Origin of the sequence: Paenibacillus flagellatus (assembly GCF_003217775.1) — a bacterium.
Taxonomy (GTDB): Bacteria; Bacillota; Bacilli; order Paenibacillales; family NBRC-103111; genus Paenibacillus_AB; species Paenibacillus_AB flagellatus.
The window spans coordinates 745222-769769 of record NZ_QJVJ01000001.1; the positions used below are offsets into that span (position 1 = coordinate 745222).

Annotated in this window: 12 protein-coding genes and 1 pseudogene; 1 reads left to right on the forward strand and 12 read right to left on the reverse strand. The window is 61.8% G+C overall.

Annotation, left to right across the window (positions count from 1 at the left end):
* The first annotated feature begins 1 nt into the window (after nucleotide 1).
* On the forward strand, nucleotides 2-841 hold the full coding sequence (locus tag DLM86_RS03270) for a carbohydrate ABC transporter permease (protein ID WP_245954317.1): 840 nt from the start codon (nucleotides 2-4) through the stop codon (nucleotides 839-841).
* A 55-nt stretch (nucleotides 842-896) separates the two neighbouring features.
* On the opposite strand, the gene DLM86_RS03275 is transcribed toward DLM86_RS03270, so the two are convergent.
* From DLM86_RS03275 to DLM86_RS03330, 12 genes and pseudogenes are all read right to left on the reverse strand, one after another.
* Nucleotides 897-1985 (reverse strand): sialidase family protein, encoded by a 1089-nt coding sequence (locus tag DLM86_RS03275; RefSeq protein WP_110838510.1) that lies wholly within the window; start codon nucleotides 1983-1985, stop codon nucleotides 897-899.
* A gap of 24 nt (nucleotides 1986-2009) precedes the next feature.
* A complete protein-coding gene (locus DLM86_RS03280; RefSeq protein WP_110838511.1) occupies nucleotides 2010-2912 on the reverse strand; it encodes a carbohydrate ABC transporter permease in 903 nt (300 codons plus the stop codon).
* 1 nt (nucleotide 2913) lies between these two features.
* Complete coding sequence (locus DLM86_RS03285; RefSeq protein WP_110838512.1) at nucleotides 2914-3810, reverse strand: ABC transporter permease; 897 nt, start codon at nucleotides 3808-3810, stop codon at nucleotides 2914-2916.
* A gap of 121 nt (nucleotides 3811-3931) precedes the next feature.
* Nucleotides 3932-5467 carry an extracellular solute-binding protein gene (locus DLM86_RS03290; protein ID WP_110838513.1) on the reverse strand — a complete coding sequence of 512 codons (1536 nt, stop codon included), beginning with the start codon at nucleotides 5465-5467 and terminating at the stop codon, nucleotides 3932-3934.
* A 202-nt stretch (nucleotides 5468-5669) separates the two neighbouring features.
* Nucleotides 5670-8024 (reverse strand): helix-turn-helix domain-containing protein, encoded by a 2355-nt coding sequence (locus tag DLM86_RS03295; RefSeq protein ID WP_110838514.1) that lies wholly within the window; start codon nucleotides 8022-8024, stop codon nucleotides 5670-5672.
* Nucleotides 8025-8294: 270 nt separating this feature from the next.
* The gene (locus tag DLM86_RS03300) at nucleotides 8295-9374 is read right to left on the reverse strand and encodes a Gfo/Idh/MocA family protein (protein WP_110838515.1); all 1080 of its coding nucleotides are present in this window, start codon (nucleotides 9372-9374) and stop codon (nucleotides 8295-8297) included.
* 49 nt (nucleotides 9375-9423) lie between these two features.
* Nucleotides 9424-12639, reverse strand: a complete 3216-nt coding sequence (locus tag DLM86_RS03305) for a sugar-binding protein (RefSeq protein WP_158289299.1) — start codon at nucleotides 12637-12639, stop codon at nucleotides 9424-9426.
* Nucleotides 12640-12643: 4 nt separating this feature from the next.
* On the reverse strand, nucleotides 12644-18565 hold the full coding sequence (locus DLM86_RS03310; protein ID WP_158289300.1) for a beta-galactosidase: 5922 nt from the start codon (nucleotides 18563-18565) through the stop codon (nucleotides 12644-12646).
* Between the two features lie 76 nt (nucleotides 18566-18641).
* A pseudogene (locus DLM86_RS03315) lies at nucleotides 18642-20807 on the reverse strand (family 78 glycoside hydrolase catalytic domain).
* Between the two features lie 75 nt (nucleotides 20808-20882).
* Nucleotides 20883-22538, reverse strand: coding sequence for an extracellular solute-binding protein (locus tag DLM86_RS03320; protein ID WP_110838518.1), 1656 nt, complete (start codon nucleotides 22536-22538; stop codon nucleotides 20883-20885).
* A 119-nt stretch (nucleotides 22539-22657) separates the two neighbouring features.
* Nucleotides 22658-23533 carry a carbohydrate ABC transporter permease gene (locus DLM86_RS03325; RefSeq protein WP_110838519.1) on the reverse strand — a complete coding sequence of 292 codons (876 nt, stop codon included), beginning with the start codon at nucleotides 23531-23533 and terminating at the stop codon, nucleotides 22658-22660.
* 49 nt (nucleotides 23534-23582) lie between these two features.
* Nucleotides 23583-24500 (reverse strand): ABC transporter permease, encoded by a 918-nt coding sequence (locus DLM86_RS03330; protein WP_425453936.1) that lies wholly within the window; start codon nucleotides 24498-24500, stop codon nucleotides 23583-23585.
* Nucleotides 24501-24548 lie beyond the last annotated feature (48 nt).

The following is a 24548-nucleotide window of genomic DNA, read 5'->3' on the forward strand; positions in this document are numbered from 1 at the left end:
CGTGGACGTTCGAAAATCGTTGCCGTACAGGCTGCTCGCCCACGCCTGTCTCGTCTTGTGCAGTCTCGTCTTCATCTCGCCGATGATTTGGCTATTGCTCACGTCGCTCAAAACCGACAAGGAGCTGTACACGAACCCGCCGGTCATCGTGCCCAAGTCGCTCCATTGGCAAAATTACGCCGACGTCTTCCGCCAAATCGATTTTCTCGGCATGACGTGGAACACGTTTCTCGTCTCGGCGCTATGCGTCGTCGGCATCCTGCTGTCGGCGCCGCTCGTCGCGTTCGCCTGCTCCCATATCGACTGGGTCGGCAAAAAGCCGCTGTTCGTCGTCGTCATCGCGACGCTCCTGCTTCCGTATCAGGTGACGATGATTCCGACCTACATCGTCTGGAACAAGCTGGAGCTGATCGGCACGTACGTGCCGCTCGTCCTCCCCGCGTTCCTGAGCGCCGGAGCGGGCTACTACGTATTCATGCTGCGGCAGTTTTTCATGACGCTGCCGTCGTCGCTGTTCCAGGCGGCCCGCATCGACGGCGCCTCGGACTTCCGCATATATTGGCAAATCCTGCTGCCGCTCTGCAAGCCGGTCATCGCGACCGTCGCCGTCTTCGTCTTTCTCGGCGCGTGGTCCGACTTCCTCGGCCCGCTGCTGTATTTGAACGACCAGGCGCAATATACGCTGTCGCTCGGCCTGTACGCGTTCATGCAGACGAATTACGTCATGTGGGAAAAGCTGATGGCCGCCTCGGCGATGTTCACGCTGCCGATCGTCGTCCTGTTTTTCTTCGCGCAAAAGCAGTTCATCGAAGGCATTACGCTTACCGGCATCAAAGGGTAGCCGCATCTAGCGAAAAGCCCTCGCGGCAAGGCCGTGAGGGCTTTTCGCTTGCCGGTCAAGCGTACAGCTCGGACCGCGCGATTTTGCGAACCTTCAGCCGGGACAGGCAGATGCCGTCTTCCGCTTCCCCCGCACAATAGGCGAGCAGCACCGCATCCCGGGTAAAATGGATCGTGACGTAGCAGCAGCCGTTGCCGTCCTCCTCCCGCTCCGCGGCGAAATGGCCGCTCCACGTGTTCCCTTCGTCGCGGCTGATCGCCCCGACCAGCGGCGTTCTCCCCCAGCTGTGCTTCTCGATCCGGCGCGTATTGTACGCCGGAATCGGGTTCCAGACGGCGAGCAAATGGCCGGTCGCCGGGTCCCGCTTCATCGACAGCGGCGAGCAGGGCGACGAGAACGCCGACGGCATCGGCGCGCTCCACGATTCGCCGCCGTCATGAGAGAACGTCTCGTACTGGCATCCCAGATCGGTGCGCGCCCAGCCCCAGAGCGCGCCTCCCGCCAGCTCGATCAAGCCCGGCTCCTGCATGTCGCTCCGCGAATTCGGCGCCCCGATCGAGCAAAAGTTTCTCGCCTCGCGCCAGTTGGCGCCGTCGTCGTCGGACAGGAAGAAGAACGTAACCGCCCTTCCGTCGAACGACCCCCACTCGGTTTCGCTGCTTCCTTTCATCCGGTGCAGGCCCGCGGGCGCGACAAGCCGGCCGGACGACAGCCGGACGACCCGGTCGTTGTTCGTCACGTAATATCCTTTGCCCGGCACGCAGCACACGGGCTCGCTCCAGGAGTTCCCCTCGTCGGCCGAACGGCGCAGATGGAGCCGCATATCGTGCCAGCCGTAGCGAATCAAGTAGAACATGCCGATGTCGCCGTTGTTCAATCGCAGCAGCGACACGCTCATGATATTGATCGCATCGTGGTCTTCCGGCCGCGCCACGATCTCGTCGTCGGACCACGTGTCCCCTCCGTCGGACGAATATCGCGCCGCGATGCACGCCTTCGCGTCGTCGTGGGCGGAATCCCCATTGAAGCGGCTGTAGGCGAACAGCAGCCGCCCGTCGCTCAGCTCGAGGAAGGCGCCCTCGCTGTTTCTCGGGTTTCCGGCGCCCGGGCGCAAATCCAATACGATCGTTCCTTTTCGTTCCATCGTTTCTCCACTCCTAACGGTTGATTATCCTTTCAAGGAGCCGGTCAGCACCCCTTTGACGAAATGCTTTTGCAAAAACGGGTACACGCACAAAATCGGCAGCGTCGTCACGACGATCATCGCCCCCCGCAAGCTTTGCGCGGTCGGCTTGTTCGCCACGCCGTTCAGCATCTCCGCATCCAGATCCTGGCTGGAAAACGACAGCACGATCCGGCGAAGCAGCACCTGAACCGGCATCAGGTTCGGGTCGTTGACGTAAATCGTCGCATCGAACCATGCGTTCCAATGGCCGACCGCGTAAAACAAGCCGATCGTCGCGAACGTGGGCAGGCTGAGCGGGAAGACGATGCGCGCCAGCACCGCGATCGGGCTCGCACCGTCGAGCGTGGCCGATTCGATCAAGCTTTCGGGAATTTGGCCGAAAAAGTTTTTCATGATCAGCATATTCCAGGCGCTGATCAGCCCAGGCACGATCATGACCCAGAACGTATCGGTCAAATGCAAAAACTTGAGCAGCAGGTAGGTCGGGATGAGCCCGCCGCCGAACAGCATCGTAATGAATACGAGCGTGATGAGAACGTTGCGTCCCGGCATCTCTTTGCGGGACAACCCGTAAGCGAGCATGGCCGTGAAGACCAGATTCAGAAGCGTGCCCACGACGACTCTCAAAATCGTGACGCCGTACGCGTGATACAGCATCGAGCCTTCGGACAGCAACACCCGGTAAGCGCTGAAGTCGAGCTTCTCCGGCACGAGAATGAAGTTGCCCCTGCGGATCAGCTCGCTTTCCCCGACGAACGACGTGGATACGATCGCCAGAAAAGGAACGATGAACGCGAGCGACAGCAAGCCGAGCAGCGCATAATTGAATGCTTGGAACGCCGCTTCGCCGCCTCGCGGACGGCTTTGCGCGATTTTCGCCGACATGCTACCAGATCCCCTCCTGGCCGAATTTTTTCGCCAAATAGTTGGAGCCCACGACGAGGACGAGCGCGATGACCGACTTGAACAGGCCGACCGCGGACGCGTACGAGTAATTCACCTCGACCAGCCCTTTGCGGTACACGTACGTATCGATAATATCCGCCACTTCGTATACGGGCGGCGAGTACAGCAGGAAAATTTGCTCGAACCCGGCATCCATCACGTGGCCGATCGACAAAATGAGCAAAATGACGGCGATGGGGCGGATGCCGGGCAGCGTAATGTGCCATGTCTGCCTCAGCCGTCCCGCCCCGTCGACTTTGGCGGCCTCGTACAGCTGCTGGTCGACGCCGGCGATCGCGGCCAAATAGATGATCGTGCTCCACCCGACCTCCTTCCATATGCCGGACACGACGAGCACCGAGCGGAAGTAGGCGGGGTCGGTCAAAAACGGGATCGGCTCGAGGCCGAACGACTGCAGCAGCCCTTTGGCGAAGCCGTCGTCGGCGCTCAGCAGGGCGGTCAGCAAGCCGGCCACGATGACCATCGACAGGAAATGGGGCAAGTACGAAATCGTCTGGACGACCCGCTTGAACAAGCCGTGCCGCACCTCGTTGATGAGCAGCGCCAGCACGATCGGGGCCGGGAACCCGAACAAGATCCGATACAAGCTGATCAGAATCGTATTGCCCATAATGTCCCAGAAATAATACGATGACGCAAAATCGCGAAAATGCTTCAAGCCCACCCATTCGGAGGAGAAAATGCCCTTCAGCCCTTCGAACGGCGCGACTTGCTTGAACGCGATGATGACGCCGTACATCGGACCGTAATGAAACACAAGAAAGTACAGCATGCCCGGAATGACGAGCGCATAATGCAGCTTGTGCTTCCGGATCATGCGCAGCGCATTCCCGTTCAGCGCGAATCACCTCCGTCACGTTTCTTTGGTCTGCGCGGGCGCAAGCCGGCCGGAGCGGGGCGCCGGCCGAGGCGCCCGATCCCGGCCGATCCCGCACCGGCTACTTGCCTTTGACGCGGTTATACTCGGCGGTATACGCCTCGATCCACTTGTCCAGCCCGGCTTTGTACAGCTCGTCGACGAACTTGTCGTACTCGCCCATCGGTCTCGCCCCGGTGATGAACTTGATCGTTTCCTGCTCGATCATGCGGGCGATGTCCCCGGAGGTCGGCACTTTGTCGTTCAGCGCTTTCGTGTCGAACTTGTACTCGACGTCCGCGAGAGCCGACGTCTTCACCCGCTTCATGTCGGTCAAATAGTTGCGGATGAAATCGAATTGCGGTCCGAACGACGGATCGTTCTTCTCGTACTGCACCGTGTAAGCGAACGTAAGCCCGGGGACGAGGTCGCCCATATAGTCCGTATTCAAGCCCTCAATGATCCGCTTCGCTTTGTCCGCGTACTTCCAGTGCTTGCCCTCGATGCCGAAAAACAGCGTAAAGTAGTTCTCGATATCGGCGTGCACCCAGTCGATCAGCTTGACCGCCGCCTCCGGGTTTTTCGCGTTTTTGTTGATCATGATGCCGCCCGTGCTTACTCCGCCCAGCGTGGTCAAGTTGCCGTTCGGCCCTTTCAGCTCCGCGGCGACGGCGTACTTGGCTTCCGGTACGTTCTGCCTCAGCAAATGCTCGTTCGCGGTTATGGTCGTATTCCACACGATGCCGGAGGCGACGCGGTTTTGCTTGACCAGCTCGATTTGGCGCGTCCGGTTGGAGGAGAACGCCTCCTTGAACATGTACCCTTTCTTGTACCAGTCGGACATTTTGGCAAGAAAGTCGCGATAGCCCGGATGAAGCTGGGGCGGCTTCACCTTGCCGTCCTTGTCGACCCAGTTGCCGAAGCCGGTGTCCATAAATCCGGCGGCGAACCCTCCGTGCAGGGAGGCGAGGTCGGTCAAGAGCGGAATCGTCTGCCCGGAGCCGGCCGGGTCCCGGTCCTTGAACGCCTTCAGCACCGCCTCGTATTCGTCGATCGTCTTCGGCATCGACAGTCCGAGCTTGGCGAGCCAATCTTCCCGGACGAGTACGCCGTTTCCGGCGACGGGAGCGCCGGTCGGGATCGCCCATATGCGTCCGTCCGCCGTCGTCAGCGCATCCCAGGACTGCTTCCATTGCTCCGGCCACAGCTTGCGGATGTTCGCTCCGTACCGGTCCAGCAAATCGCCGATCGGCCGGGCGGCGCCGTTCGCCTGATGGACCGCCATCGAGCCGGCGAAAATATCGAGCGGCTCGTTGGAACCGAGAAGCACGTTCAATTTGTCCGCTTCCGATCCTTTGGGCGGAATGATCGGCACGATTTCGATGCCGATTTTGTCCATGACGACCTTCTTGACCTCCTCGACCGCTTCCGGCTTGCTGACCGTATTGGTGTTGGCCAAATTGCCGAAGTTGGCGTACACGTACACCTTCTCGATTTTTTGGGCCGTCCCCGGATCGGTTCCGTTCCCGCCGTCCCCGTCGCCGGACGAACAGCCGACGACGCCCGCCGTCAGCAAGATCGCCGCCGAGGCCGACAGCCCCCATTTGTTGTTGCGCATGCCGCATCCCCTTTCGTAACCGTTTGCAAGACAGCCGCCGGTTCGCGTCCCTTCCGCCCGTTCGGCGTCCTGTGATGGCAAGTATACGCCGGGGAGAGGACGGAACGGAATGCCGCACCCGTCACCCGCACCCCTTTCCGATGACAAATGTCATCATTCGGGTACGCCCCTCATCGTTGCGGTACGGTGCCGGCTTCCGCCTTCATACGCCGCCCCTCGCTTTCCGGTATTCGCCGGGCGTCATGCCGACGCATTCGCGGAACAGCTTGATGAAGTAGTCGCTTTTCAAGTAGCCGACCCGTTCGCCGATTTCTTTGATTTTCAAGTCGGTTTCGAGCAGCAGCTCCTTCCCGCGCTCCAGGCGCGCCCGCGTCAAATAGTCGGAAAACGTCTGTCCGCTGTGCTCCTTGAAAATGCGGCTCAAATAAGACGGATTCAGCCGAAGCCGGTCGGCGATCTGGACGAGCGAGACCGGCCGGTCCAGCTCGTCGCGGATGATCGAGACGGCCTGCTCGACGTACCGGTTGTTCTTCTCGCGGAAGGCGCTGCCGACGCCCGAGGCGAGCGCCGCCGTCAGCTTCCGCAGCCAGGCCACCGCTTCCTGCAGGTCTTCCCGGCGAAGCAGCTCCGCGTACAGGTTCGTCTTCTCCCCCGCCAGAGCGGACAGATCGATGCTCATCCGGTCGGCGGTCGCCACGAGCGAGCCGAGCAGCCTCATGAGCGCGTACTGGATTTGCCGGACGTGCACCCTTCCCTTGGCGCCGCATACGTCCTTGACGATTTGGTCCAGCACGCGTCCCGCCTGTTCCGCGTCGCCGTTCGCGACGTACGTGTTCAACGATTCTTCCTTGTCGGACGGGTAATGGAAAGCCGCGGTTCCGTCCAGCCGGACGTCTTCGATATAGATCACTTCGCCCGTCCCGACCATCCCGCGGTACCGGAGCGCCTCCAGCGCCTCGCCGTAAGCCCGGGGCAGCTCCCCGACGTCCCCGCACGGTTTGCCGATGCCGACGGAGCAGCCCGCTTTCGTCCGTTCCCCGATCGTGCGAATCCATCCCCCGGCGCATTCGAACAAGGCGGACATTTCGTCGGCCGGACAGTTGACGATGACGGCGAACGTGCCGTCCGCGATCTCGCTGACGATCCGCTTCCAATGGCCAGGCAGCCCCTCGCCGATCGAATCGGCGATCCGGACTTTGTCCATGCTCTCCGTCTCCGCATCGGCCGTTCGCCCCTCCGCCCGTTCCAGCGATACGACCAGGACGATCAGCCGCTCCAATTCGATATCGAAGCCGAGATAGCCGAGACGCTCCGCGACGTCGTCGCGCTTGTAGCCGTTCGGACGAAGCAGGGAGCGGACGAACGTTTCCTTATAGGCCGGGAGGCTCTCCCTCAACCGGTGGCGCAAGCTCCGCCGGTCCGTGAACGCTCCCTCCAAGCTGCTGCGGATGACGTGCCACTCGCCCGTCGTCCCGCTCTCGTACCGATCGTCCGAGCTTTTGATAAACTGGAGCATGCGCCCGATCGGCGCGTACAAATTCCGAGCCAGCAGCAGCGCGAACATGCAGGCCGCGGCGGCGAGCAAGCAGCCGTACAGCACGATCACCCGCTTCGCCTGCGCGACGCTTCCGTACCATTCGTTCAACGGGGACGCCGAGACGAACGTCCAGCCGAGCTTCTCCGACTTGACCCGCGTCACGAGCAGCCGCTCCCCGTCCACCCGCTCCTCGTAGGAGCTTTCCCCGCCGACTTGGCTCGCCGACCGTTCCGGGCCGCCGCCGAGCCGGACGTTCATCGGATTGGCCGGGTCGTACAGCATCGGCGTTCCTCCCGAAGAAAGAACGATGAACGGACGGTCCGCAACGGTGCCCGACCGGCGCACGAGGCTTTCGTAGATTTTGTCCGCGTCGAGATTGATGACGAGCACGTTGCCGTCGATCGACGTTTTGTAGACGAGGGGGATGACGTTCAAGGAGGTGCCCTCCGCCGTAGTCGCCCGGCGCATATCGAGTATCATCGGCAGTGCCGGATCGGTGCGCGAAAACCGATTCCATTCCTTGTCGTAGAAACGGTCCGGCTCGAACACGAGCAGATCGGACGTCAGAATCAGCTTCTTGACGCTGTCGAAGTAATAGACCGAGTAGATGAAATCGTTGGACAGCTTCAGCGCGCGCATGTTGCTGAGCGCCTGCTTCTTCCCGCGCAAATACGCCTCCAAGGCGGGCAAATCCTCGTCGTGCAGCGCCCCCGTCAACGTCTCGTAATACGAGCCTCGGGGAAACTGCTCGAACTGCCTCATCGTCGTCCCTTCCAGCGTCAATTGGCGGAAGCTGCTGCCGATCTGGTCGATCATCATTTCCATCGCGTTGGCCGTCTGGCTCAAATAAATGCCGTTCGCCCGGCGAAGCTCCTGCTGGACGGTCGATTTGACGTTATGGTAGTACACGACGCTGGTCGCGGTCAGGGGCAAGAGCGACAGGAGCAGCGCGACGACGACGACTTTGAAGTAGAAATGGCGCGATCGGACGGTTCGGAACCATTTCAGACGCGTGGACATGGGCGTCACCTCGAATCGATATTGATGTAAGCGATTACAATAAAAAGAAAACTTTCTTTGTCTTGCTATCTTTTTATGCCAAACCGCTTTTATCTATACTATGGTTCGACCAAATAGCGCATTACACCACTAGCGTATCCGATCCGTCCGGAACAATCAACCGGTTATTGCAAACAAGTAACGTATACTTCCGTTCGTCTTCCAAAACCAAGAGCCCGCCCTCGGCCTGAGTACGATTCAGACCGGGGCGGGCTTCTATGCCTGCGCGCGTTATTCGATGCGCACCGCCAACCGCTGCGCCAGAAGGCAAAGCTCCGCCGCCTTGAACGCATGGTCCTGCGTCATGGCGATTTCGGTGCGGTTCAGGCAGTCGAGAATGAGCTCCCCGAAAAACGGATAGCCCACTTGGCCGCTCAGCGCGAAGCGGAATTCCCCTTCGCGGTTGACCAAGTAAAGCTGGTCGCCCTGCGGATCGCGCGCAATGTCGATATATTTCCGCAGCTCGATATAGCCGTCCGTACCTTGGATGATCGTCCTTCCGTCCCCCCAGGTGCCGAGTCCGTCCGGGGAAAGCCAATCGACGCGGAAGTAGCCGGTCGCTCCGTTGTCCATCCGCAACAACGCATCGCCGAAATCCTCCAGCTCGGGGTATACCGTCTTGACGCTGTAGTTCGCGACCCGGCTTGCGACGACGGTCGCATCCTTCGCCCCCGTAAAGTGCAGCATCTGCTCGATCTGATGGCTGCCGATGTCGCAGAGGATGCCTCCGTAGCGCTCCCGGCGAAAAAACCAATCCGGCCGCGACGCGGCATTCAGCTTGTGCGGACCGAAGCCGGCCACGCTTACGACCCGGCCGATCGCGCCTCGTGCGATCAGCTCGGAGGCGTATACGGCGCTCTCCACGTGCAGACGTTCGCTGTAATAGACCATATATTTGCGTCCGGTCGCCCGAACCGCCGCCTTGGCCGCCTCGAGCTGCTCCAGCGAAGTAAACGGCGCTTTATCGGTGAAGTAATCTTTGCCGGCCTCCATCGCCCTCACGCCGAGCGGCCCCCGCTCGTTCGGTACCGCGGCGGCCGCGATCAGCCGGATCGACGGATCGTTCAGCACCTCGTCCAGCGATGCGGCGGCACGCGCCGAAGGGAATCGCTCGCGAAAACGCGATACTTTATCGGGATCCGGGTCGTAAACCGCGACGATGTCTCCGCCGGCCTCCTTCAAGCCGTTGCACATGCCGTAGATGTGCCCGTGATCCAGATGGACCGCCGCGAACGGAAACTCTCCTTTGGAAACGACCGGGTTCGGCTTCCCTTTCGGCGCGTAATGCATGCCGTCTTTCCGTGCTGCCATCGTTATGCCTCCGATCGTAGTCGCAATAGTAGTGTGCAAGACGAGACTGTTAGTCGTCCCGCCCAACCGGTCCGAGATCGAACATGTACGGCGTGAGCGGCTGCAGCAGCGCCATTTCCGATTCCGGCGCCGTGCCTTCGATCAGCTCGGCTTCGGGTACCGCGGGCCGGCCCCGGTCCAGGATGACGACGGAGATCGCCGTCTCCGTATCGTTCACCGCGCTTAGCAGCCTCCGTCCTTGCCAGACGGCGGTTCTCCATTCGACGCCGTAAACCGGCCGGCCCGTCTCCGCTTCGACGAGCATCGTCCCGCACAGCCCGGCGCTCGCAAGCTGCGGGAGAAGCCGGTCGCGGATGTGCGGCGCCGTCGGCGAATCGGACGGCAGCACAACCGCCCGGCCGAACAAGGCGCTCCGCTGCTCGTCGGGCAGCGGCCGATCATGCTGGTCCTTCCGCAGGGTGCCGTCTCCGATGACGACGACGGTGCCCGCGCCTTTTTCGACATACGCGCACAGTCCGCTTAACGTCTCCGGAAGCACATGCGTGGCGGCCGGAACGATCACGAAATCGTATCGTTCCGCCATTCCTTGCGCGACTTGCCGCTCCGAGAGGAAGCCGACCTTCACCCCGCTGAACGAGACGGCTTCGTACGCGTTCAGGCAGGCGGCCGGGTAGGCCGTCGAATAGACGGACGACGGAACCGCGTACAAGATGGCCACGCGCGTTTCCGCGTTCTGGAACGCGGTCACCTCCCGGGCGAGCCGGTTCAGGTCGTGGTTCGTCCTGCCGATCGCCGCCACCACGTCGGGTCTGTGCAGGACGCTTCCTTCCTTATCGTCCGTCGTGTCGTACGTCCGCTCCCATACCCAGATCGTCGTGGCGCTTTTGCCGTGCAGGGGCCCCTGCCAGAGCATCGCCCTTACATGCTCCGCATGGCCGGGAACATACCGCTGATCGCCGTCCGGGATGATATGATGCTCGGAATTAAAGACGGGAGCGGGTTTCATCGAAACCTGCAAATCGTAAAAGCTCATTTCCTTCGCGAACCCTCTGGCGCCTTCGCCCAAGTAGTTCCAGTTGTCGTTCCCGTTAATCTGGCTGAATGCGGAGAACGCCTCGATGTCGATTCCCCAGCCGAGGCTGCCCTGCGGGTCTCCCATAATTTTGGCGTGAACGGGCAGGTCGGGCGCGATGCTCCGGATGATCCCGGCCATCCACCGGTGCCATTCCGCGAATAGCTCCTGATTGAAGACGATCCAATCGTACGATATCGGAGCGGCGCCGACGCCGGGCGGCATCGGCACTTCTTCGAAGGAGGCGTAGGACGTCCCGTAGATCCGGTTCAGCTCGGCGATCCGCCCCTCGTACAGCCGCTGCAAATAACGATGCCAGGCCGGCAAGTAGTACGGATCTTTGTTCGTCTGATATACCGGCTCGTTCGTCAGCGTCACGCTGTGCAGCGAGCGGAAATCTTTGACCTGCGGAATGATCGTCCGCAGGAACTCCCCCACGATTCGGCGGGCGATCGGATGATCGATTTTGTAGAGCAGGCTGTGGCTGCATATCGAAGCGAGCTCCGGCCATTTGCGCAACGCCCAATCGGGAAAATAGTGCGGCGACAGCAGCAGGTTGACGGCAACGTCGTGCCGTTCGGCCTGCGCCAGCACGCGGACGATGTCGGCTTCGATTTCGGCCGTGCTGATCCCGTAATCGTCGTCCGGGGAGTCGGAACGACCGCCCGGATCGCCGCCCTGCTCCTTCTCCACGATGACGCTGCGCGGTCCGATTTCGATTTGAACGATGTTGGCGCCCAAATCTTGAAACTTCGGCATATCGGCGCGAACTTGGCCGAAATGGCCGTAGCCGTTAAAGAAAATCGGCTGCACCGTCTCCGTTCCGGTGCTTCGGGTCACGGTTCTGCCTACGAAGGCGCAGCCGTCGATCGCCGGCCGTCCGGTTGCGTAGCGGGGCACCGCTTTCGCGATTTTGGCGCCGGACAAATAATCGCTCAAGCTCCGGCAAGCCTCCCCGTGAAGCTTCTCCAGCTGTTCCGCCACATAGCGGGCCCGCCTCAGCCGGCCATGGCGGACATCGTCCTTGCCGTACGGAACGAAATCGCGAATGACCGCGGCGTGAATGCGCTCGTAGTCGACGGCGATCCCCTTCGCCTCGCATGCGGCCAGCAGCCGCTCCAGCTCCGGAAGCTTCGAGCCGGCTGCGTCCAGCCGGTCGAGCAGCGCTTCGGGGCGGTGCGGAACCTCGATCGTCGACGCCGCCCGCCTCGACGCGCCGCCGGCGGCCGTCAGCCGGAAGTCGAGCGTGTACGTGCCGGGCTCGACCGGCTCCAGCTCGAATCGCATGGCAAGGACCGATCGGGCCGGAACCGTCAAGTCCCGTACGAGGCCGAGCAGCCCGGATTCGAGCCGGTACGAAGCGGGGCGGTCGCTTATGTTCGGTACAACCAGCGTATAGGCGGTCGGCACGCCGGGCTGCGCTTCTTCCGGTCCTTCCGTCCAGACGGTCCACGGATCCAGCGCCGGGATGAGGTGAAGCCGGCCGTGCCGGCCGGGATCCTTCTCCCTCCCGAAGCCGGGCGTCCATTCGATCCAGCCGCGCCTTCTGCCCCCGTCGTTATCGTTGATCAGCAGGGCGAACGTCATGGAACCTTCCGGCGGCGGACCGGAGAATATCGCCTTCCAGGGCATTTTGACCGTATAGACGGTTTCGTCCCCGGTTCGGGTCGTCCGGGACTCGATCGCTTCCGGCCCGGACGTTCCGCTTCCCTGCTTCCATTGCGCAACGCGCGCGCCGTCCGACGCGCAGTTGAAGCCGAAATCGGGGCCGTACACGCCGTTCTCGCTGAAGGCGATCTGGATGCTGTCCCCCCGCCACATATCGCTGCCTTCCACCGGGACGTGGACGTCGTCCCGCACGCGGGCCGCCCAATACAAATGGCCGCTGTCGTAGGCAAACCGAATATCGGCCGACAGATCGCCCTCGCCTTTCCAGCCGTCCATGACGACCTGGGATGGGAAGGACGGCAGCCGGAAGCCGGCGCATCCCTCCCATCCGGCAAACGTGCCGTCGATCGTCAGGCTCCCGGGCCCCGCTTCCAGCACCGGCACGTGCCGGTAGGGCGAGGGACGGTGCCTGAACGACTCCCAATCGTAAACCGTTTCTTCGATACAGTCGGGGCGCAGGCGCGGGAATTCCGCTTCTGAACGGACGCGGGGCGTTCCCGCGTCGCTTCGGGATGTGTCGGACATGCCATTATCCTCCTGAACGTTCTGGATCCGGATCGCCGATGCCGGCGGACCCGTCTTTTCCCGCATGGCCGTTAAAGCGCTGCGGCGGAATGCGCAGCACGGGCTCGCCGGTCATGCTTCCGCCGCTCCATACTTGGAGCGAAACCGTTTCCGCCGCCGGACCGGTTTCCTGCGGGACATTTACCTGTAGGAGAACCGTATATTCGCTTCCTTGTCCGTCTCGGGCGGCCGCGAGCACGAACCGGTCGTTCCCGCTCCGCGCCGTCCGAACCGGACCGTCGCCGTCGAGACGCAAGCCTCCTCGCGGCTGGCGAATGGATATGCTGCCTTTCCATTCGCCCCGCTCGTCGAATCGGCCGTTGATGTGCAGCCGGACGCCCGAATCGCGGAACGTCCCGTTCATTTGAAGCGGACCGGCGCCGCTCTCGTAAACGGCGGCCGTTACCGCCGCCGTTTGGGCCGTCCGGTAATAGCCGTTCGGCGCCAGCTCCGCGGCGATTTCGTATACCCCCGGCGGCAGCCGGAGGTCAGCCTCCGCCGTGCCGGTTGCGTCGGTCGCGTACGATGGATTCGCGGCGGCGGCGTACGGCGTCTTCGTACCGTCCGCGCTCACCGTCCGAATCGCAAAGCGTACGGGCAGTCCGTCCAGCCGTCCGGGCTCCCCGTCCGGCTCCGGCAGCACCTGCGCGGCCAGCTTCGCGACGCCCGACGAATCCGCCAGCAGCATGCCGGTGTAGCGAATGGACGCCGCTTCCTTGCCGACGACGACCGTTCCTGCCGCCTCCGCCGCGGCATAGGGGCGGTCCGGCGGCGGCGAGTACCGTGCGGTAACGTCCCATGTCTGTGTCTCGTTCCCCGCGCTTATGCCGTGTTCCGCGCGATAGCGGAGAATAGCCGTTCCGTCCTCCCCGGTAACGGCGCTTCCTTCGAAGGAAACGCCGGGGATGGCATAGGTGATCGTCTCCCCTGCGACGGGATTCCCCTGCCTGTCGGTCAATCGTGCTGCAAGCGGCACGGTATCGCTGTACGAGCCGGATGCAGACTGCAGCTCGAGCGTCGTGCCGGCCTTCACAACGTCGCCCAGGTCGAACAAATACGGCGTCTCCGGCTTCAGAACGAGCGGGCCCGGGCTTGCCGGCACCCCTTCGATCAGCTCGGATACCGGCGTCAGTCGGCTCCCGTCCCGGTAAACCGATGCCGTTACCGGCGTATTGGACATATTCGTGGCGCTAAGCAGCGTGCGGCCTTCGTACTCGGCGGTTCTCCATTCGACCCCGTAAGCCGGCCGGCCCGTCGCCTCGTCGATCAGACGCAGACGCGCCAGCCCTTCCCGCTCGAGGACCGGAAGCAGCGCCGAGCGGATTTGCGGCGCCGACGCGCCCTCTTCGACCAGAACCGAACCGCCGATGACGTCCGCCACGTCCGTGGCGGAGGAAGGCCGGCTGCGCTCGTCGCGTTGAAGCGAGCGAGCGCCGACGACGAGCACGCTTCCGCCCTGCGCCTGGAACGCCTTGATGGCCTGCACCGTCTCCGGCTTCACGTGCGTCGCACCGGGGACGATCAACACTTTGTATCGGCTCCACAGGCCCTCGGCCATTTGCTTCTCCGTGATGAACGCCGCCTTCTCGCCCGTGAAGGATAGCGCCTCGTACGCCTGAAGCATCGTCTGGTGGGCGGATCCGGGGTTGTAAATCAGGGACGGTACGGCATACAGAATCGCCGCGTGCGGCTCCGCGTTCTGCAGGGCGACGACCTCCCGCGCCAGCCGGTTCAGGTCGAGGCCGGTTCGTCCGACGGCGGCAACCGATTCCGGACGATGCAGAATGCCCCCCGCCGCGCTGCTTTCGTCGTCATATGTCCGTTCCCAGATCCAGAGGGTGGACGCGCTTTTGCCGTGCAGGGCGCCCTGCCACAGCACCGAACGGATATGGGTCCCGTATTCGGGCCCGTACCGCCCGTCGCCGTCCTCGATCACGTGATGCTCGGAATTGTATACCGGCGCTTCGCGCAGCGAAGCCTGCAAATCGTAGAAGCTCAGCTCCTTCATATAAGCGGAAATGCCGCCGCCGATAAAATTCCAGCTGTCGTTGCCGCTTATGTCCGCGAACCCGGCCAACGCCTCGATATCGATCCCGTACTGGGGGCTTTTGTCGAAATGCCCCATGATTTTCGCGTGCACGGGCAGTGATGGCGCGATGTCGTGAATGATGCCCGCCATCCATTCGTGCCATCCGGTAAACAGCTCGCCGTTGAACATCGCCCAATCGTAGCCGGCGGGCGTCGGTTCCGCCCCTTGCGGCATCGGCACATCGTCGAACGACGCGTAGGAGGCGCCGTGGATGCGGTTCAGCTCGGCCAGATCGTCACCGTACGTACGGCTCAAGTAGCGGTGCCATTCCGGCAAATTATAGTCGTCCATATGCGAGTGATACTGCGGCTCGTTCGTCAGCGTTACGCTGTGGAGCGACGGGTGGTCCTTGACGAGCGGAATGACCGCGCGCAAATACGCTTCGATGATCTTCCTCGCCATCGGATGATCGAAAACGAAATCGAGATCCGGGCCGTATGCCGCGGACGTTCCGCTCTTCAGCTCCGGATACCTTTTGTACGCCCAATCCGGGAAATAGTGCGGCGATAGAAGCAGGTTGACGGCGATGTCATGCCGCTCCGCCCGCTCGAGCGTGTAGACGATATCGTTCTCGACCGCCGCGGTGGATACGATGTACTCGGTGCCCGGCGCCGCGTTCTCGAAGCCCGGGGTGAGGAGCAAATTGTTGTCGCTGCCCCGCTCGGTCATGCTGAGATCGTCGACCCATACCGTTCCGGCGTTCTCGGACAAAACGGTGAATGTGTAAAACGTTTCGTCCGGTCCCGTCGTATAGTCGGCGGTAACCTGCGTCCAATCGTACGTGCCGCTCGGGAACGGAGTCCGCTGCTTCCAGCCCGCGCCTCCGGGGAACCAGACGTCCTTCGCGTTGTCGCCTTTCACCCATGCCCGGAACGTATAGGTCGTGTTCGGCTTGACGGCCACGCGCTGCATCACGTTCACATAGACGTCGTTCTGCCTGGGAGTCCGGTTCGCAATCTTCAACGAACGTTCCCCCGAATGTCGTTCCGTATCGACGACCTCCACATCGGCGTCGACGCCTTTGTTTTTATTCACGCTGAACGCGTTGTCCGGGGAAAAGACGACGTGGCGCGGACCGATCTCGATCTGGATCATGTTGGCGCCGAAATCCTGGAAGTGCGGAATGTCTCGGCGCACCTGGCTGAAATGGCCGTATCCGTTGAAAAAGATCGGACGTTCTTCGGCCTTGTAAGTGCTTCGGACGACCGTATCGCCGACGAAGGCGTACCGGTTCAGCTCGGGACGGCCGGTCACGTAGCGGGGGGCGGCCTTCGCCGTCCGGGCTCCGGACAAGTAGTCGCGCAGCCCGCGCTCCGCCTCATCGTACAGCCGTTCCAGCTGATCGACGACATAGGCGGCACGGTCGAGCTCCCCGTTGGCGATATCGGCTTTGCCGTATTCGATAAACCGGCTGACGACGGTATAAGGGACCCGCTCGTAGTCCGTCGGAATACCGGCCGCCTCGGCCTGCGCCAGCAAGCGTTGCAGCGCCGGCAGCTTGGCCGCGACCGCATCGAGTCTATCGTTCAATTCGCCTGCGAACAGCGGAACGCGCACGACCAGCTCGGTTTGTCGGGATACGCCTCCAGCGTCCGTAAGCCGGAGGTCGATCCGATTGTCGCCGGAGCGCGTGAACGTGACGGGGAACCGTTTCGCCAGCACGGAGCGGGCCGGAACGTTCAGCTGCTGCCGGAGCCCGAGAAACGCCGAGCTCCACTCGAACGTCCGCGGTTGGTCGGAATCGTTGACCGTATACAGCGTATACGGCGTACCGGCGTCGGCCTGCGCCTTCCTCGGCCCGTCCGCCCAGAACGCCCAGTCCGCGCCGCCCGCAAGCCGGTACAGCGACGCCATAGCGTCCGGGTCCTTCGCGCCGGCGATGCCCGGCGTCCATTCGATCCAGCCGCGCCGGACTTTGTCGGTATTGTCGTTGTCGTTGATGACAAGCGTGAATACGCTCCGGTCGGTCGCGGGACGCGCCTTGTAAATCGTTTCCCACGGCATCCGCACTTCGTAGACGGTTTCGTCCCCGATGCGGGCACCCGCCGCCTTTATGTGCTCGAGTCCGAGCGAGCCGCCGCTCCCGCGCGTCAATTGCACGTTCACCGTTCCGTTCATGTAGTGAAAGGTCATTTCGGGACCGTAAATGCCGTCGTCGCCGAATGCGATCTGGATGCCGTCCCCTTTCCAGATCGAGCTTCCGGAGAGCGGGTTGTGTGCGTTATCCCGGACTTTGGCCGCCCAATACAGGTTTTCGTCGTCATAGGCGAAATGAACGCGTGCGGACAGATCGTCCTCCCCGCCCCATCCGTCCGTGTACACGACCTGCGCTTCCGATGCGGGGAGGGTGAGCCCCGACAGGGAGCCCCATTCGCTCAAATCTCCGTCCAGCGTGAAGCCGTCCGCCTTCAGCACGGCGGCCTGCTTTTGCCCGCCGAACGACTGCCGGAACGAATCCCACGGCAAGACCGCTTCCTCCGGCGGCGTCGTGTCGATCGTATAGACGAACGTCTGAACGGGACTCGCGTCGTACCCCTCCTTCACGGCGTACGCCTTTACCGTAACCGGACCGTTCACGGGAATCGGCGCCGAATACGCCGTCCTCGTATCGGACGACACCGGGTCGCTTTCGTCCAGCGTATAAAAAATCCGGGCTTCCGGCGTCGCCGTCGACAGCGTAATGGCGGTGCCGGGCTTTACGGCGCCGGCCGCGGGCGACGCGGTTACCGGCGCGGTCCGGGTAGGGGCGGTAATCCGAAGATTGTCGAAGCCGTAGGAAACCCGGGCGCGCCCCTCGAGCTCGGCATAGGTCGTTTTGACATACAGGTTGATCTGCGCCGCCTTGCTCTTGATCGCGGCGGATGCCTTCGACAGATCGAATTGGACCGTGTTCCAGCGGTTGGCCGCCAATCTCGGCAGCTGGCTTTCGAGGACGGTCCCCGCGCTTCCCGACAGCTTCAGCACGAGCGGCTCCTTCGACGACGCCGTTTGCGTCGTCGGATAGACGTCCAGGGTAACCGTTCCGGCGCGGGACAGGTCCGCGACCGGAAAGTTCCAGACGTGATTCAGCCACCCTTCCGCCCCCGCCGCCGGTTCATACGTCACGAGAGACGATTGCGCCCCTTCGGTCGCCGGCCCGAACGGCTCGTTTCCGATCGTGCCGGCCGTCCCCGTCGCCTCCGTCCAGACGGTCGGATGCTCGAAGCCTTCCTGCAGCAGCGTCTCCACCGGGTCGTCGAAGCCCGGATTGCGCAGCGCGTTCGCCGGTTGGCCCGCCTCCGTCATCCGGATGTCGTCGAACCAGACGGCGTCCGCCATGCCTTCGATCACGAAGCGGAGCGTGTAGCTCGTCTCCGTCGTCGTCCGGTGCGTCACCGTCATATCCTGCCAATCGAACGTGCCGGCGGGCACGAACGTTTTGTCCGTCCAGCCCCCGCCCGTGACGCCTCCGCCGAACCAGACGCCGTTCGCCTTTACGTTCGCTCCTCTGACCTGGACCGTCCAGCTGTAATCCGTATTCGGCTTGACCGGGATCGTCTGGTAGGCGGTCAAATAAACGTTCGGCGCCTTGGCCGAATCGTTCGCGAATTTCAGCGATTGCGTGCCGTTCGCCGCTTGTCCGGCATCCAGCGCATAGTCCGCCCGGGTTAATCCGCTGTAGTAAAACGTCCAGCCGGGCACCGACCTGACGGGCGATTCCGCCGCGCGGACGGTGCCGGAGCCGAGAAGTCCCGCCGGCGTCAGGCCGGAGAGGAGAAGCAGCCAAACAAGCGTGCATGCGATCCGTTTTTTGAACAATTCGTATCCCTCCCGTAGGGTCCTCATGTCCATCTTGGTTGAAGGCGTGTCCGTCTCGGCTCACGCTCCGTATTCGTCATGGCGCAACGATCTCCAGCTTGCCGTCCTCGTAACGGACGGCGATTTTCCCCGTCGGAACCGTCATTTCCAGCCGAAACGGCGGCATCGCTTTCGGCAAATGCGGCGTGAACGACACGGTCTCCCAGCCCGGCTTGCCGGGCTTCAGGCCGACGATGTCCTCGATCAGCACGGGGATCGGCGCGCTCGCCCACGCATGGCACAGGCTCGTATTCCATTTCTGCTCCTTGCCCCACGCTTCGAAGCAGCAGGTCGCCCCTTCCCGCAGCATATTGCTCCACGAGCGCTCGTCCTCGCACGTGATCAGCTCGTAGATCAGCTCGTATTCGCCCGCCTCCGCCAGCGCCTTCAGCACGAAGTAAGCCATATAGACGCCGCAGGACAGCCTTTTCTCGCGGATGAGCCGGACGATCCCGGGGACCGCCTCCTTGTCCGCGATACCGAACAACAGCGGAAGCGCATTCGCGTGCAGCGAGCTGTGGGCGCTGCCTTCGGCGTCGACGAACAAGCCGGTTTCGCGGTTCCCGAAAGCGGCGGCAAACGATCGCCTCAGCGCCGGAAGCCGATCCCGATATGGAATACCGAGAATATCGCGAATGTCTTGAACCGCTTTCACGCAGCCGTAATAAAAAGCGTTCAGCACGTTATGGCAGCCGCCGCCCACCGGCTTCGTCAGCGGAAAGTCGTAGCCGTCCCGCATCGGCTCCGGCCAGTCGACCAGATTCCATTTCTCGTCCACCCGCTCCAGCAAGCCGTCGGCCCGCGCTTACCGGCCGAAATATTCGAGAACGCCCTCGGCGTACGGATGCATCTCCCGCACGAAGTCGAGATCGCCGCTGTACCGGTAATACGTCAGCAGCTGCATCGGCCATTGGCACGAAAAATCGGCGATTTCCTGCATGAAGCTGCCCGGCGCGACCGCGAGAAGCCCGGGACAGACGGCGGACGACAGCGCGAAGTCGCGAATCGCTTTCTTGAACAGCCTCGAATCGCCGCTGATATACAAATGCGAATGGCCGATCACGGTGGTGTCGCCCGCATATTGCCCCTTCTCGCGGGTCGGGCAATCGACGAACGTCTCTTGGGCGCAGTTGAGCACGCCGTTGCGGCAAATGTCCCAAATCCCGTTCAAGAGGGGGCTGGACGATTCGAAACGGGAAGCTTCCGGGCCGAGCGGATAGAGGCGGACGACCGCCGCGAAGCTTGACGCGTCGATCGCGCTCTCCGGACCGATCACTTCCGCGTATCGAAACGCCTTATAGTCGTAAAACTCCGGCTCCTCCCCGGCGCGCCCCGACAATGTCCACTCCTCCCGATACCGGCAGTTGCAGCGCATCTCGTAACGGACCGCTCCGCCGTCCGCGGCCAGCTCCTCGCCGCATCGGATGTCGATCCGGTCCCCGGTTGCCCCGTTCGCCCGCATCGTGAATTGGCCGGTTATTTCCCGCCCGAAGTCGATCAAGTAACGGCCTGCGCCGAGCTTCCGGACTTGCGCCGGGTACGCCCGCGTCACCGCGACGGTCGGCGTCGGCTGCTCCACCAGCGTATAGCCGGGCTGCCGATTCACGACCGCGGCCGGCCACGACGAATCGTCATAATCCGGTTCCTTCCAGCCGTGGCGCCGGAGCCGGCCGTCGATCCGCTCGAGCAGCTGCGTATCGTTGCCGGTCGTCTCCGCCTCTCCGCCGCCGTATTCGAACGTCCGCACCCATTTCCAGGATTCGTCGCTCGCCAGCACCGTCCGGCCGTCGACCTCCAGCTCCGCGATCATCCCCTGCCGCAAATCGCCGCTGTTCAGCGCGCGATTGACGTACCCCATGTAAAACACGTGGACGGCGATCGCGTTCCGCCCCGGCCGCAGCCAACCCGTCACATCGATCCGGTTGTAGGGATAATGAAACGGGTACCCTTGCGCCGGTCCCTGCGCGGCGAATTCGCCGTTCACGTACAGCTTGTAGTAATCGTCGGCGGTGATGTCCAGGTACGCTTCGGCCGGCGAACGCTCCAGCTCGAGCGTTTTCCGGATCAGCATATGATGGTTTTTCAGATCGGCCGGATGCTCCATGGGTCCCGCGTCCGCCAGCTCCTTGCGAAGCGGCGAAACCGGCTCGAACCGTAGAAAGGCGGGGTCCGTAATCCATTTCGCGGTCCATCGCTTCGTCATGAATGTTCCCTCCTCCGCCGCGGGCCGATCGGCGAAGGGAAAGAACGCGGGCGTCTTTCCCTTCGCCGGGCGCCCTTACTGGGACTGCTTGGCCACCGTATCCCACAGGTCCTTCATCAGGAACGAAGAGTCCTTCTTGTTTTTGTACCAGTCGATCATGAAGTCGTCGATCTGTTTGCCGCCGGCTTTTTCCCACGTCGACAGGACGTCCTTGTACGCCTGCTCGACCGAATAGCTTTCGCCCCTCAGCACCGATTTCAGCCAAATGTCGTTGATGTCCTTGCTGACCGTGTTCATCGTCGTCTGCATCTCTTTCGGCAGTGTCGGCATATGCTCGCCGAGCGTGACGGTCCGGTACTGCTTGTTCGGATCCATGTACAGCTTTTTCGCCTTGCCGAACATGTCCAATCCCGCCTTCTGCTCCGGAACGCTCGGGTTGTATTGCGTCTCGTAAGCCGCGCATTTCGGGTCGAGCAGGTGCGAATACGATTGGGCGAAATCGCCGGCCCACGACACTTCGGTCTTCGTCTTCTCGGGGTCGATCGGCTGCGGGCAGCCTCGTTCGTTCAGCTTGTAGTGGGTGCCTTCGAGACCGAAGCGCAGCGTGCGGCCGGTCGAGAGACGATCGATGAAGTCGATGTACTTGATGGCCGCGACCGGATCCTTCGTCTTGGCGTTGATCGCGGTTGTCGCCTGAATCGGGTTTTGCAGCTCGGGGACGTATTCGCCCGCCGGACTTTTCGGCAGGGCGATCGGCTCGACGATCGCGCCCGGCGCCGCTTTTTTCAACGTCTGCATGTCCGTCACCGAAAAGTCGAACCAGCTGCTTACGAAAACGGGATAAATGCCGATTTTGCCGTTCAGGAAATCCTGCCTCGCCTTGGTCCCGTTTTTGTCGTTGGCGAAGTCTTTGTCGACGATGTTTTCGTCGTACAGCCGCTTCTTGAACTCGACGGCGGCTCTCGTATTCTCGAACGCGCGGCTCGGCAGGCCGTTGACGAGCCCGTAGCTGGAGCCGGGACTGCCGAACATGCCGTCGATGACGTTCTCCGACCGCCAGCTGAGCGCCATTCCGTACGTATCTTTCTTCCCGTTGCCGTCCGGATCCCGCTCGGCAAACGCTTTCGCAACCTGGTAAAGCTCCTCCGTCGTCTTCGGTACCTGCAAATTGAGGGCATTCAGCCAATCCGTCCGGATGAACATCGCGTTGAGCGGAATGGTCGTCAAGACGCGGCCGATTTTGTATATTTTCCCGTCCGGGCCCGTCGTCACTTTCTTCAAGGCCGGGTAATCTTTCAACAGCTGCTTGTACTCGACGCTATGCTTGTCGATCAGCTCGTCGAGCGGCATCAGCTGCTTCTGGTCGATCAGCGGGTTGAGAATGTTCGGATCGAATTCGTTCACGATATCCGGCGCACTTTGCGAAGCGAACAGCACGTTCCACTTTTGCCCCGGGTCGGTTCTCGGAATCGGCACGAAGGTCGCGTTCGCCGGGCCGTTCTCGTTGATCCATTTCGTCCATCGGTTGCTCTCGATTTTCCCTTCGGAAGCCGGCACGTTGCCCCGGTCGTACACCGAAACCGTAATATCGCCTTTTTTCGCCGGCGTGCCGGCCGCGGAACTTCCTCCCGGGTCGGCGGATTCGGCCGGATCCTTCCCGCCTCCCGAGCAGGCCGTCACAAGCGCCGCCGCTGCTACTGCTGCCAATGAAACGTACAACCATCTTTTCATTCGCGGTTGTGCCCCTTTCGATCATGAAGGTTGGTTTGCATACCCCTTGCCCCTTGCCGATTTTCTACAGATTACCATACTTCCGATCCCCGGCATCACCCCCTCTGTCGGTCCGTCGATCATCCTTTCACCGAACCGATCATCACGCCTTTCACGAAATATTTCTGCACGAACGGATACGCGATCAGCATCGGAGCGACCAGCACGACGATGCCGGCCGACTTGATGCCCTCCTCCACCACGTGCGCCTGCTCATCCGGCTGAACGAGCATGCTTTGCTGCAAGGCGCTCTGGTTTTTGATCATTTGCTGGACGAGCACGGACAAGTTCTGCATCGTCGAGTCGTTGATATAGATCAGCATGCTGAAGAAGACGTTCCAGTAGGCGACACCGTAAAACAACGTCAGTGTGGCGATGACCGGCAGCGAGATCGGCAGCAGCACCCGGACGAGCAAGCGCACTTCCCCGCAGCCGTCGATGCGCGCGGCATCCTCGATTTCCGAAGGGATCTGCTCGAAGTACGTGCGCAAAATCAGCATATTGTACGTGCTGACGAGGCCCGGCAGCCAGATCGCCCAGTACGTGTCGACGAGACCGAGAGCTTGCACGGTCAAGTAGGTCGGAATAAGCCCGCCGGAAAAAATCATGGTGAAAATCATCGCCAGCGTCAACGTCTTCCGTGCGTAAAACGATTGCCGCGATAACGGATAGGCGGCCAATATCGTCGCGGTCATGCTGAGCGCGATCCCGACCAGGGTAATGACGACGCTGTTCCAGAACGATCGGACGATGGATGTGCCGCTTGCAAGCAGCTTGTAGGTGTCCAGGCTGAATTCGACCGGCCAGAGGCCGACCTTGCCGGTTTGGATCGCCTCCGGGCTGCTGAACGACAGGGACAGCAGATGCAGCAGCGGAAACAGGCAGGAGCAGGCCAGCAAGGTCAAGAGGATATAGTTGACGGCATAAAACAGTCGTTCGCCGGGCGATGCGCGCATATCGATTCCTCCACGTTTTTCTTTTCGCTTCGCTGGGGGTCGTGCCTAGTCAGAACAATCCCCGCTGATACCGTCTTGCGATGCCGTTCACGGTGACGAGCAGGATGAACGAGACGACGGATTCGAACAGTCCCATCGCCGTCGTGAGGCTGAACTGCGCTCCCTGCAGGCCGACCCGGTAAATGTACGTGCTGATGACCTCGGATACGTCCTTGACCGCCGCGTTTTGCAATATAAACACTTGATCGAAGCCGACCTCCATCACCCGGCCCATCGACAAAATAAAAAGCAGAACCATCGTGGGGGCGATGCCCGGAAGCGTAATATGGATCGTTTGCTTCCATTTGCCCGCTCCGTCGATGTTGGCGGATTCGTAAAGCGACGGGTCGATCGCGGACATGGCCGCCATATAGATAATGGCGTTGAACCCCATGTCCTTCCAGATGCCGGAGCCGATGAAGATGGAAATCCAGGAGGCTTCGTTGTACAAAAACGGCACCGGCTCGTCGGCGATCCCATCCAGCCATCGGTTGATCGTACCCTCGATGCCGAAGATCGCGACGACGATGCCGCCGACGATCACCCACGAGAAAAAGTGCGGCAAATAGACGAGCGTCTGGACGATTCGCTTGAACCACATGCGGCGAACTTCGTGGAACAGAATCGCCAGCGCGATCGGGAACGGAAAGCCGACGAAAATGTGCAGCAAGCTTAGCAGCAGCGTATTGCGGATAATCATGACCGTATTGGGGTTGTCGAACAGCTTGTAAAAGTTGTCCAAACCGACCCAAGGGCTGCGGAATACGCCGTCGAAAAAATTGTAGTCTTTGAAGGCGATGACGGCCCCGACCATCGGCGCATACTTGAAGATCAAGTAAAACAGGATGACGGGAATAAACATGATAAGAAGCGGGGCGTTTTGCTTGAATCGTTTTCGGGCCGCCCGCTTGCCCGAATGGGCGATCATGGCGGCTGCTTCGTTCGTTTCGGCGATACTGCTCATCGGCATCTCCCT